Here is a 12,904-nt window from a genome sequence, read left to right as displayed (position 1 = left end):
CAGGGGCTCGGGGAACTGCGACGCCGACCCCAGGAGCGTCACAGTCGCAGAACCGGTCAGGCACGGCGTTCTGACGGTCCGTCCAAGTTGCGACCCGCCCAGCGGGCCCGTTGCATGAAGGGGTGACCGAGCCCGGCTATCTCAGGTACCCGCACCTGCGCGGCGGCCTGCTCACGTTCACCGCCGAGGACGACGTCTGGGCCGCCCCGCTGGCAGGCGACGGCACCGTCGGCCGGGCCTGGCGGGTGAGCTGCGACCGGACCCGGGTCAGCCACCCCCGGCTCTCCCCGGACGGCACGACCATCGCCTGGACCAGCTGGCTCACCGTCAGCCCCGAGGTGTGGACCGCCCCTTCGGACGGCGGCCGGGCCACCCGGCTGACGTACTGGGGCAGCCAGGACACCCGGGTCCGCGGCTGGCTGCCGGACGGCGAACTGCTCGCGCTGACCTCGTACCACGAGCCGTTCGCCCACTACACCTGGGCCTGGGCGCTGCCGCCGGACGGCTCCCCCGGCCGCCGGATGCCCTGGGGCCCGGTCAGCGACGCCCAGATGGACGCCCGGCACACCGTGCTGCTCACCTCCGCCGCCCCGCACGAACCGGCCGCCTGGAAGCGCTACCGGGGCGGCGCCACCGGCCGGCTCTGGCTCGACACCACCCAGCTGCTCCCCGACCACCCCGGCCACCTGTCCTCCCCGATGCCGGTCGGCGGGCCCGACCACCCGAGGATCGCCTTCCTGTCCGACCACGAGGGCGTCGGCAACCTCTACTCCTGCCGCCCCGACGGCACCGGCCTGCGCCGGCACACCGACCACGCCTCGTACTACGCCCGCGAGGCGGCCGGCGACGGCACCCGGATCGTCTACCAGCACGCGGGCGACCTCTGGCTGCTGGACAGCCTGGACCATCCGCACCCGCGCAGACTGGACGTCCCGCTCGGCGGCTCGCGCTCCGGGCGCCGCCCGTACCAGGTGCCGACGGCCAGTCAGGTCAAGGACCTGGCCTGCGACTCCACCGGCCGGGCCAGCGCGGTCACGGTGCGCGGCAGCCTGTACTGGCTCGCCCACCGGGACGGCCCGGCCCGGGTGCTGGCCGACACCCCCGGGGTGCGGACCAGGCTGCCGGTCCTGCTCGGCCACAGCGGCCAGCTCGCCTGGGTCACCGACGCCGAGGGCGCCGACGCGATCGAGCTGGCCCCCGTCCCGAGCCGGGGCGGCCCGGACGCCCCGCCGCGCCGGATCGCCGCCGGGCAGCTCGGCCGGGTGCTGGAGCTGACCGCCGCACCCGACGGCCAGACCCTCGCGGTGGTCACCTCGGACGGCCGGCTGCTGCTGGTGGCCACCGCCGACGGCACCGTCACCGAGGCGGCCAGCTCCGGGTACGGGCCGGTCGGCAGCGCGGCCTTCTCGCCGGACTCGCAGTGGCTGGCCTGGTCCCAGCCGGTGGCGGGCCGCTCGCTGCGCTCGATCCAGCTGGCCCGGGTGGCCGATCCGGCGCACACCATCGACGTGACCGGCGGCCGGTTCGAGGACGAGCACCCGGTCTTCACCCGGGACGGCCGCTTCCTGGTCTTCCTCTCCTGGCGCGGCTTCGACCCGGTGCACGACGTGCACACCGGCGACATGTCCTTCCCGCTCGGCTGCCGCCCGTACCTGGTGCCGCTGGCAGCCGACACTCCGTCACCCTTCGCCGCCCCCGCCGAGGGACGCCCCCCGGTCGGCCTGGATCCGGACCAGACCGGCGGCGACGGCACGGTGACGGTCGACCCGCTGGGGCTCTCCACCCGGCTGGTGCCGTTCCCGGTGATCGCCTCCAAGTACTCGGCCACCGCCGCCGCCCGGGGCGGTCTGCTCTGGCTGCGCTGGCCGATCGCGGGCGCGCTCGGCCAGACCTTCGCCAACCCGGCCGACACCTCGGGCCGTCCGTCGCTGGAGTACTTCGACCTGGCGCACGGCACCCGGACCATGGTCGCCGAGCAGTTGGACGGCTACTCGGTCTCCGGCGACGGCCGCTCGGTCCTGGCGTTCTCGGCCGGCACCCTGCGCCTGCTCCAACTCCCCTCCGGCAGCCAGCCGTTGACTGTCGACCTGCGCCGGATCACGCACACCGTGCACCCGGCCCAGGAGTGGCGGCAGGCGTACCACGAGGCGGCCAGGATCGTTCGGGACCAGTTCTGGGACGCCGGGATGTGCGGCCTCGACTGGCCCGAACTGGTCGAGCAGTACGCCCCGTTGGTGGACCGGGTGGCCAGCCCCGACGACTTCGCCGACCTGCTCAGGGAGCTGCTCGGCGAGCTCGGCACCTCGCACGCCTACGTCTCCCCGTCCCGCCGCGGCGAGGGCCCGGCCCCGACCGGCCAGCCGCTCGGCCTGCTCGGCGCCAACATCCACCGCGCCCCGGACGGCCGCTGGCTGGTCGACCGGATCCTGCCCGGCGAGTCCTCCGACCCCCGCGCCCGCGCCCCGCTGGCCGGGTACGGGCTGCGCGACGGCGACGAGTTCGTGGCCGTCTCCGGCCGCCCGCCCGACCCGCTGCTCGGCCCCGCCCCGCTGCTCGTGGGCACCGGCGGCACCACCGTCGAACTCACCTTCCGGACCGCCGCCGAGGGCACCCTGCGGCGGATCGCGGTCACCCCGCTGACCGACGAGCGGCCGATCCGCTACCAGGACTGGGTGACCCGACGGCGCGCCCTGGTACGGGAGTTGAGCGACGGCCGGTGCGGCTATCTGCACATCCCGGATCTCGGCGGCTCGGGCTGGGCCCAGTTCAACCGCGACCTGCGGCGCGAACTCGACCACCCCGCGCTGGTGTTGGACGTCCGGGGGAACGCCGGGGGCAACGTCTCCGAGCTGGTGCTGGAGAAGCTCAGCCGCCGGGTGCTGGCCTGGGACCACAGCCGGGGCCGGCACCCGGTCCGCTACCCGAAGGACGCGCCGCGCGGTCCGGTGGTGGCGCTGGCCGACCATGCCACCAGTTCGGACGGCGACGTGATCATCACCGCCATCCGGCTGCTCGGCCTCGGCCCGGTGGTGGGCAGCCGGACCTGGGGCGGGGTGGTCGGCATGACCGGCCGTCACACCCTGGGCGACGGCACCCAGATCTCGGTGCCGAAGAACGCCGCCTGGTTCACCGGCGGCATCGGCTGGTCGGTGGAGAACCACGGCGTGGCACCGGACGTCCGGGTGGTGCGCGGCCCGCACGAGTGGGCCGCCTCGCTGCACACCGAGCTGGAGGCGGCCGTCCGGCTGGCGCTGGAGCTGCTGGCCGAGCACCCGGCGGCCACTCCCCCGCCGTCGGACGCGCCCCGGCCCGACCTGCGCCGCCCGCCGCTGCCGCCGCGCTGAGCCCGGCACGAAGGAGTCGCGCAGAAGGGGCGCATCCGTTGGCGGATACGCCCCTGCGGTGCGGTACCTCAGTCCCAGGGATCACCTTCGGCGGTCATCTCCTCGGCTGCCCGGCGGTCCTCCTCGGTGGGCTCCGCCTTGTGCATGGCGCTGCGCTGGGCGGTGTCGGGGAAGGCGTCGGCTGCCTCGTCGTGGGCGAGCCGCTGCCGCTCGGCCGGGTCCACGGTCTCGTGGGCCTTGTGGCGGAGTCTGTCCAGAATGCCCATGTCTCCTCCTCCGATCGGTCGGATGACGGACTGCCACCAATCTTTCACCGGCCACGACGCTCCGCACCCCGAGGCGGGCCGCTCACCCGGACGGCGGAGTGGGCGCGGCCGCGGCCGTTCCTCTCTCAGCCCTTACGACTCCCGGTCGTTGGGGCTTTGGTCCCCCTCGACTTCGATCGTAGGGCCATGGCCGACGCATCCGCTCCCGACGGAGGGTGGAGCTTGTCAGCCGCTCCGGCAGCGCCGCCGGAGCGCCGCGCAGCACCGTTCCCCGAGGTGAGCGAGATGGCCCGCCAGCAAGCCGCAGCAACCGGGACCCCGGCCCCGTCCGACGCCGCGACAGCGGTGGACATCCTGGTCGGCAACGGCCGGAAGGCCCTGCAGGAGTACGCCGGGTTCACCCAGGAGAAGGTCGACCACATCGTCAAGAAGGCCTCGCTGGCCGCACTGGCGGCGCACACCCGGCTGGCGGTGCTGGCGGTGGAGGAGACCGGGCGGGGGGTGTTCGAGGACAAGGCCGTCAAGAACATCTTCGCCTGTGAGCACGTCACCCACTCGATGGCCGACATGAAGACGGTCGGGGTGATCCGCCGGGACGACATCGACGGCATCGTGGAGATCGCCGAGCCGGTCGGCGTGGTCGCGGGCGTCACCCCGGTGACCAACCCGACCTCCACCACCATCTTCAAGGCGCTGATCGCGCTGAAGACGCGCAACCCGATCGTCTTCGGCTTCCACCCGGCCGCGCAGCGCTGCTCGGCCGAGGCGGCCCGGATCGTCCGGGACGCGGCGGTCGCGGCCGGCGCCCCGGCGCACTGCGTGCAGTGGATCGAGACGCCCTCGACGGAGGCCACCGGGGCGCTGATGAACCACCCGGGCGTGGCCACCATCCTGGCCACCGGCGGGAACGCGATGGTCAAGGCGGCGTACAGCTGCGGCAAGCCGGCCCTTGGGGTCGGGGCGGGCAACGTGCCCGCGTACATCGAGAAGAGCGCGAACCTCAAGCGCGCGGTCAACGACGTGGTGGTGTCCAAGTCCTTCGACCACGGCATGATCTGCGCCTCCGAGCAGGCGGTGATCCTGGATCAGGAGATCTACGGTCCGGCGCTCGGCGAGTTCCGCAGGCTCAAGGCGTACCTGGCCGACAAGGCCGAGAAGGCGCTGCTCGAGCAGTACATCTTCGGGGTCGGCGAGGACCGCAACTGCGCGGGCGCCAAGCTGAACGCGGCCGTGGTCGGGCAGTCCCCGGTGGCGATCGCCGAGGCGGCCGGCTTCGAGGTCCCGGCGGACACCTCGATCATCCTGGCCGAGGTCGACTTCGTCGGCCCCGACGAGCCGCTGACCCGGGAGAAGCTCTGCCCGGTGCTCGCGGTGCTGAAGGCGGACACCCGCAAGCAGGGTCTCAAGCTGGCCACCGAGATGGTGGAGTTCCACGGCCTGGGCCACTCGGCCGCCGTGCACACCGAGGACGCGGCCTTCGCCGAGGAGTTCGGCCACGCGGTGAAGGCCTGCCGGATCATCTGGAACGCGCCCAGCTCGCAGGGCGGCATCGGCGACGTCTACAACGCCTTCATGCCCTCGCTGACGCTGGGCTGCGGCAGTTACGGCGCCAACTCGGTCTCCGGCAACGTGACCGCGCTGAACCTGGTCAACATCAAGCGGATCGGGCGGCGCAACACCAACATGCAGTGGTTCAAGATCCCGCCGAAGGTCTTCTTCGAGCGCAACTCCGTCAAGTACCTGGCCGACATGCGCGGTGCCCACCGGGTGGTGATCGTCACCGACCGGACGATGGTGGAGATCGGGCACCTGGAGCGGGTCAGGTCGATCCTGAACCGGCGCAGCGAGCCGGTCGAGATCCGGGTGCTCGACTTCGTCGAGCCGAATCCGAGCATCGACACGGTGGAGAAGGGTGCCGAGCTGATGCGCGGCTTCCAGCCGGACACCATCGTCGCGCTCGGCGGCGGCTCCCCGATGGACGCGGCCAAGGTGATGTGGCTGATGTACGAGCACCCGGAGACGGTGTTCGCGGACCTGAAGGAGAAGTTCTTCGACATCCGCAAGCGCGCCTTCACCTTCCCCGACCTGGGCGAGAAGGCCAAGCTGGTCTGCATCCCGACCACTTCGGGCACCGGCTCGGAGGTCACCCCGTTCGCGGTGATCACCGACTCGGAGACCGGCCAGAAATACCCGCTGGCGGACTACGCGCTCACCCCGAGCGTGGCGATCTGCGACCCGGCGCTGACCACCGACCTGCCGAAGGCCGTCACCGCCGACTCCGGCTTCGACGCGCTGACGCACTGCATCGAGACCTATGTCTCGGTCTACGCCAACGACTTCACCGACGGCCTCGCCCTGCAGGGCATCCGGCTGATCTTCGAGAACCTCGAGGAGGCCGTCGTCAACGGGCCGGACAACCCGGTGGCCCGGGAGAAGATGCACAACGCCGGGACGATCGCCGGCATGGCCTTCGGCTCCGCTTTCCTCGGCGTGGTGCACGCGATGGCGCACACCCTGGGCGCCACCTTCCACGTCGCGCACGGCCGGACCAACGCGATCCTGCTGCCGCACGTGATCCGCTACAACGGCGCGGCCCCGTCCAAGGTGACCAGCTGGCCCAAGTACCAGAGCTACGTGGCACCGGAGCGCTTCCAGCAGATCGCCAGGATGCTCGGCCTGGCCGCCGAGACCCCCGAGCAGGGCGTCGAGTCGCTGGCCGTGGCGGTCGAGCGGCTGCGCGACAAGGTGGGCATCCCGCAGTCCTTCAAGAACGCGGGCGTGGACGAGACCGCCTTCCTGGACGCCCTGCCGCAGCAGGCGATGTACGCCTACGAGGACCAGTGCGCCCCGGCCAACCCCCGGATGCCGATGCTGGCCGACATGCAGCAGCTGATGCGGCAGGCGTACTACGGGGACCACATCTGAGCGGGGACGAAGGTCCCTTCGAATCAGGACTTTTCGAGCCCGTGTGACTTTGTGAATCGTTTCACAATATATCCGTGGGGCAAGGAACCGAAGAGCGGGAGCAGCAGACCATGAGCACCCAGCACATCGAGAAGACGGCCGCCGGAGCCTGGGAGGGCTTCAAGGGCGGGCTGTGGCGGGACAGCGTCGACGTCCGGGACTTCATCCAGCAGAACTACACCCCGTACCTGGGTGACAGCTCCTTCCTGGCCGGCCCGACCGAGCGCACCACCGCGGTCTGGAAGAAGATCACCGACCGGTTCCCCGAGGAGCGCGCCAAGGGCGTGTACGACGTCGCGCACGACATCCCCTCCACCATCACCGCGCACGCGCCGGGCTGGATCGACCGGGACCGGGACCTGATCGTCGGCCTGCAGACCGACGCCCCGCTGAAGCGGGCGATCATGCCCTACGGCGGCTGGCGGATGGTGGCCGGTGCGCTGGAGACGTACGGCTACCCGGTCTCCGCCGAGCTGGAGAAGGTCTTCACCGAGTACCGCAAGACCCACAACGCGGGCGTCTTCGACGCCTACACCCCCCAGATCCGGGCCGCCCGCAAGGCCGGCATCGTCACCGGCCTGCCGGACGCCTACGGGCGTGGCCGGATCATCGGTGACTACCGCCGGGTCGCGCTGTACGGCGTGGACCGGCTGATCGAGGCCAAGCTGGCCGAGAAGTCCGAGCTGGACCGGCTGCCGAGCGACCCGGCGCTGCTCGAGGAGACCATCCGCGAGCGCGAGGAACTCGCCGAGCAGGTACGGGCGTTGGGCGAGCTCAAGCAGATGGCAGCCGCCTACGGATACGACATCTCGGGACCGGCGGGCACCGGCCGCGAGGCGATCCAGTGGCTGTACTTCGCCTACCTGGCGGCCGTGAAGGAGCAGAACGGCGCGGCGATGTCGCTCGGGCGGACCTCCACCTTCGTCGACGTCTACCTCCAACGGGACCTCGACAGTGGGCTGTTGACCGAGGAGCAGGCCCAGGAGCTGGTGGACGACTTCATCATCAAGCTGCGGATCGTCCGCTTCCTGCGCACCCCCGAGTACGACGAGCTGTTCTCCGGCGACCCGACCTGGGTGACCGAGTCGATCGGCGGCATCGGCGAGGACGGCCGCCCGCTGGTGACCCGCAGCTCGTTCCGCTACCTGCAGACCCTGTACAACCTCGGCCCGGCCCCCGAGCCGAACATGACGGTCTTCTGGTCGCCCGGGCTGCCGCAGGGCTTCAAGGAGTTCTGCGCCCAGGTGTCCATCGACACCTCCAGCGTGCAGTACGAGTCGGACGAGCTGATGCGCCCGCGGTTCGGTGACGACACCGCGATCGCCTGCTGCGTCTCGGCGATGACGGTCGGCAAGCAGATGCAGTTCTTCGGCGCCCGGGTGAACCTCGCCAAGACCTTGCTCTACGCGGTCAACGGCGGCCGGGACGAGAAGTCCGGCGCCCAGGTCGGCCCGGAGTCCGGCCCGATCACCTCCGAGGTCCTGGACTTCGACGAGGTGATGGCCCGCTTCGACCAGCAGATGGACTGGCTGGCCGCCACCTACGTGCACGCGCTGAACGTCATCCACTTCATGCACGACAAGTACGCCTACGAGCGGATCGAGATGGCGCTGCACGACCGCGCCGTCCGCCGCACCATGGCCTGCGGCATCGCCGGTCTGTCGGTCGCCGCCGACTCGCTCTCCGCCATCAAGTACGCCAGGGTCAGCCCGGTCCGGGACGAGACCGGCCTGGTCACCGACTACCTGATCGAGGGCGAGTACCCGGCGTACGGCAACAACGACGACCGGGCCGACGAGCTCGCGGTGTGGCTGGTCGAGGAGTTCATGAAGAAGGTGCGCAAGCACCCGACCTACCGGAACGCCGAGCACACCCAGTCGGTGCTGACCATCACCTCGAACGTGGTCTACGGCAAGAAGACCGGCAACACCCCCGACGGCCGCCGGGCCGGCGAACCGTTCTCCCCCGGCGCCAACCCGATGAACGGCCGGGACAGCCACGGCTACGTGGCCAGCGCCCTGTCGGTCGCCAAACTGCCGTACCAGGACGCCGAGGACGGCATCTCGCTGACCAACACCGTCACGCCGGACGCGCTCGGCCGGACCCCGGAGGAGCGGATTCGCAATCTGGCCGGGGTGCTGGACGGCTACATGGCCTCCAATGGCTTCCACATGAACGTCAACGTGCTGAACCGCGACACCCTGCTGGACGCCATGGAACACCCGGAGAACTACCCGCAGTTGACGATCCGGGTGAGCGGTTACGCGGTCAACTTCGTCCGGCTGACCCGCGAGCAGCAGCTCGACGTGCTCAACCGCACCTTCCACGGCGCGCTGTAGCCATGGCCGTCCTGCTCGGCACCGACATCCCGGTCGGCCCGCCCGCGGGCTCGGTGCACTCCTGGGACCTCTCCACCGGAGTGGACGGCCCCGGCACCCGCTTCGTCACCTTCCTCGCCGGGTGCCCGCTGAACTGCCTGTACTGCCACAACCCCGACACCATCAAGATGCGCAACGGCAAGCGCACCGGCGCCGACGAGGTGCTGGCCGAGGCCGCGAAGTACACCACCTTCATCCGGGCCTCCGGCGGCGGCGCCACCGTCAGCGGCGGCGAACCCCTGCTCCAGCCGGTCTTCGCCGGCGAGCTGTTCCACCGCTTCAAGCACGAACTCGGCCTGCACACCGCGCTGGACACCTCCGGCTTCCTCGGCGCCCGGGCCACCGACGCGCTGCTCGCCGACGTCGACCTGGTGCTACTGGACATCAAGTCCTGGGACCGCGAGCTCTACCGCAAGGTCACCGGACGGCAGTTGGACCCGACCCTGGACTTCGCCCGGCGGCTCGCCGACCTCGGCAAGGAGGTCTGGGTGCGGTTCGTCCTGGTGCCCGGCCTGACCGACCCGGCGGAGAACGTGGCGGGCGTCGCCTCCTTCGCCGCCTCGCTCGGCAACGTCTCCCGGGTCGACGTGCTGCCGTTCCACAAGCTGGGCGCCGCCAAGTACGAGGCCCTGGGCCAGGACTTCGCGCTCGCCGACACCCCGTCGCCGACCCCGGACCAGGTGGCCGCCACACGCGCCGTCTTCGCCCGGCACGGCCTGAACGCCATCTGACCACCCCTCACGCAGGAGCACGGTAACCATGACCACCGCAGCACCCCGCCGCCGCAGCCGGTCCCACGAGCAGGACGAACACCCCGGCCGCCCCCGGCGGATGGTCGGCCCGGTCCCCGCGATGGACGGCCGGACGCCGACCGCGCACGACCTGCTCCTGCTGCACTGCCCCAGCTCCCTGCGGCAGACCGTCTCCGGCGGCGAACCACTCCAGAACTGGGCCCGGGCGGTGCTCCGCGGCAACCCCTGGGTGACCGTCCGGCGCGCCCCCGTCCTGGCCGGCTTCGCCCCCGACCGGATCCGCTGCACCCGGGACCCGTCGGCCGCCCCCGAATCCTGGCTCCCGGTCTCCCTGCGCGGCCCCCGCCTCGACCAGCGGGCCGAAGGCTACGCCCCACGCTCCGCCGTCGCGGTCACCCTCAAGCCCGAGCAACTCCCGGTCCGCCTCGCCCAGTTGGACACCTCCCGGCTGGCGGTCCCCGCCCTGGCCGCCCTGCCGGAGGCCGCCGCGGCGGTCGAGAGCTACAACCTGACCTGGGGCCCGATCGGCGCCGTCGGCTGCGAGCTCGCCACCGGCGTCCCGGTCACCGCCCCCGACAGCCCGCTCCGACTGCTGCTCCGCAGCCCGCTGCCGTTCAGCCGCCGCGACGCACTGCTGCTGCGCCGCAGGCTCCGCAAACTCCCGGTCCGGTTCGAAGCCGAACTGGAGACCCGCCACGGCGCCGTCTCCCTCGCCGAGTACTCCACCTCCCCCCAGTCCCTCACCCTCCACACCCCGGACGGCCCCCGCATCGTCGGCGACCCATGGTTCCCGCGCACCGCCTGAGGCTCAGTCCTCGGCCTCCTCTTCGGCCTCCAGCTTCTCGTCCTCTTCCTGTTCGAGCTCGTCGGTCTGCGCCTTGAGCCGCTGGTACAGCTCGTGCTCAAGCGCCTGGGCGGCCGAGTGCAGGGCACCAAGCGACTCGATGGTGAAAAGTGGCGGCCAGGTGCCAAGCTCGGGCTCCAGGACTCCCAGTGCGTCGAGGGCGCGACGGGCATCGTCAAGCGCCTCCTTGAGCGCCCTGCACTCGTCGGCGGCCAGCTGGGCTGTGGACAGGGCTGGTGCCGACACCCCCGGGGAATCCTCGTCGGAGGTGTCGGCTCCCGTTCCGCCGACGGTGTCCTGCGGCAAAACCGCACCACCCACCTGCGGCAGAAAGTACGTGACCGGAGAGGGCCTGGCGGCGGTGTCTCGACGGGCACGCCGCTCATCGGACGCCCACACGACGTCCCACTGGGTGAGGGCAACCGGCTGCCCAGCCGCGTCACGAGCTATCCGGTCAGGGCGGGAGAGATCCACTACCACATGGACGTAGTCGCTGTCAGGAACAGCCGTCGGCTTGCGGACGATCTGTCGGGTGGTCACGGAGTTGCGGGGCAGCCGGTCCGCTTCAAACCGCTGCGCCGCCAGGGCAAGCGTCCACAGTCCCGCTTCATTGTCCGCCATGGCCAGATCACCGATGACGACGTTGACGTCGGCGCGAAACGGGACCCCGCCCTTGTCCTTGGGCGCCATCAAGGCCGAACCCACGTTCCTGGTCAGCAACTTGTCAGCGATCAGGGCGATGCCGCCTGCTACTGCCAGGGTGCCGCGCGCGTCCTCGTCACCAGCCCTCGCAAGATCCACCAGGGAGGTGAAGTCGCGGGTCGGGAGAGGCTTCCACGGCACGGTGAGGATGTCCTTGGTCAGCACACCGCCATTCGCCCAGGCGTTACGCGCCTGCTTGGTGACGTCCTTCTTCGAGCTACGCCACGGTTGGTCCACGATGGGGCCGAGCAGGCCGGCGAAGCCCTTGTCCGCCATTCGGCGTTCGCCCTTGATCGCCTTGGACTGTTCCTTGATCGGCCCATAGAGATCCGGGTGTGTCAGGGCGTGCACCAGATAGACGGCACGCCAGAGGGCGGTGCCGGGGATGGTGTCGTCACCGTACTCAGTTGGAAGGTCCGCCACAGGGGTACGGCCGACGGCCAACCCGTAGACCACCTGCAGTTCGTCCTTGTCCCAACCGCCAAGACCGAGCTGCATGACTCGCTTGAGGGCACGGGTGGCCACCTCGACGTTCTGCGCCGCCGAATCCCACTCCTTGAACTCCAGGTGCACCGAGGCCAGGATCGACCGCATCGCGTCATCAAAGAGGTCACCGGCGGCAAGCCCCCCGGGGTGTTGCTGTGCTCCGACCGCGATCTGAGCAGGCATCACGTACGTCTGCGCGATCTGGACCGCTCGCATCCCCGGCTCGGCGCCCGCCCAATCACGGGCGAACTCCCCAGCGAGATCCAGCCGCTTGGCCTCCCGGCTGATGGCCATCCGCTGGGTCAGCGGCCGGCCTTCCCCAGGCTTGGACGGGGCAACCGACCCGAACAAGGCCGCCACCGCCATGTCCGCTGCCTCCGCCTCGGTCGCCGTTGGACCCGCCAGCACCTTCCAGGCACTGGCCAATCGGGTGATCCCATCTCGCACCACTAGGGCGTAGACGGAGTCGGTACCGTCCTCGAAGGCGAACTCGACCGGGTGCGTGATCAGCGCGCGAGTCACCTTCCGGCTGACGATGGAGGGCGCGTAGTTGTTCTGTGCCAGAGTGCCCTGGATCGTCTGCCACACATGCTTCTTGAGATGGTCAAGGTCCCGGTAGGTGTAACGCAGCAGGGTCGATGCCCGGCCGTTGTCCGTGACACCTTCCACCCGTGGGTCGGGGGTCTGCATGGCTTCCATGCTGGTGCGCGGCTGAATCCCGGGAAACAGCTCCAGCAACCAGGTCTTCGAGAGGACCGACCGCAGCGTCGCGCCTTCGACATGCTCCTCCATGAGAAGGCTGCCGTTCACGGTCTTCGCCGGACGGAGCTGGGCAGACACCGCCCCGGGCGTCACAACGGCGCGCGCCACGGCGTGCCAAGCGTCGACGGGCAGCGGAGTCAGGGGGTTTGAGGCAGCCACCGTGACGACTTCCGAGCGATCGTCGCCCACCGGTGATGCCGGCAGCTCGCGGTCGACATTCGACACGATGATGGTTTCGCCTGCCCAGTCGACAGTGAGAACAGGGTGCGGTGCAGGACTGGTCATGATGCTCCGTCGTGAGTTCACTGATGTGGGAAACTGTGAGCGGCGGTCCTGGCCCGGTCTGACCGGGGCACCAGGTCCGCATACCGGGCCCCGGCAGCGATGCCGGGGCCCGGACTGTGGA

General features: G+C 70.9%; 7 protein-coding genes. 5 read left to right on the top strand and 2 right to left on the bottom strand.

All coding sequences use genetic code 11. The annotated features are described in order from the left end of the window. Positions 1–122: 122 nt before the first annotated feature. Positions 123–3,344 carry a S41 family peptidase gene (locus F4556_RS23635; protein ID WP_313068542.1) on the top strand — a complete coding sequence of 1,074 codons (3,222 nt, stop codon included), beginning with the start codon at positions 123–125 and terminating at the stop codon, positions 3,342–3,344. A gap of 68 nt (positions 3,345–3,412) precedes the next feature. Here the strand turns inward: F4556_RS23635 and F4556_RS23630 are convergent, their stop codons facing one another. Further along, the gene (locus F4556_RS23630; protein ID WP_184919312.1) at positions 3,413–3,610 is read right to left on the bottom strand and encodes a hypothetical protein; all 198 of its coding nucleotides are present in this window, start codon (positions 3,608–3,610) and stop codon (positions 3,413–3,415) included. Between the two features lie 285 nt (positions 3,611–3,895). Here F4556_RS23630 and adhE point away from each other — a divergent pair, with 285 nt between their 5' ends. The 4 genes from adhE to F4556_RS23610 all read left to right on the top strand — a co-directional run bounded on the left by adhE (position 3,896) and on the right by F4556_RS23610 (position 10,509). After that, positions 3,896–6,535 carry a bifunctional acetaldehyde-CoA/alcohol dehydrogenase gene (gene adhE, locus F4556_RS23625; RefSeq protein WP_184919311.1) on the top strand — a complete coding sequence of 880 codons (2,640 nt, stop codon included), beginning with the start codon at positions 3,896–3,898 and terminating at the stop codon, positions 6,533–6,535. Positions 6,536–6,645: 110 nt separating this feature from the next. Continuing rightward, entirely contained in the window at positions 6,646–8,913 is a 2,268-nt protein-coding gene (gene pflB / locus F4556_RS23620) for a formate C-acetyltransferase (RefSeq protein ID WP_184919308.1), read from the top strand. 2 nt (positions 8,914–8,915) lie between these two features. After that, on the top strand, positions 8,916–9,683 hold the full coding sequence (gene pflA / locus F4556_RS23615) for a pyruvate formate-lyase-activating protein (RefSeq protein WP_184919306.1): 768 nt from the start codon (positions 8,916–8,918) through the stop codon (positions 9,681–9,683). A gap of 28 nt (positions 9,684–9,711) precedes the next feature. Then, on the top strand, positions 9,712–10,509 hold the full coding sequence (locus F4556_RS23610; RefSeq protein ID WP_184919304.1) for a phosphoribosyl-dephospho-CoA transferase MdcG domain-containing protein: 798 nt from the start codon (positions 9,712–9,714) through the stop codon (positions 10,507–10,509). Positions 10,510–10,512: 3 nt separating this feature from the next. On the opposite strand, the gene F4556_RS23605 is transcribed toward F4556_RS23610, so the two are convergent. Then, entirely contained in the window at positions 10,513–12,783 is a 2,271-nt protein-coding gene (locus F4556_RS23605; protein WP_184919302.1) for a hypothetical protein, read from the bottom strand. Positions 12,784–12,904 lie beyond the last annotated feature (121 nt).

Source organism: Kitasatospora gansuensis (assembly GCF_014203705.1).
GTDB lineage: Bacteria > Actinomycetota > Actinomycetes > Streptomycetales > Streptomycetaceae > Kitasatospora > Kitasatospora gansuensis.
The sequence above is the reverse complement of the archived record's forward strand: the minus strand, read 5'-3'. Positions and strand labels throughout refer to the sequence as shown.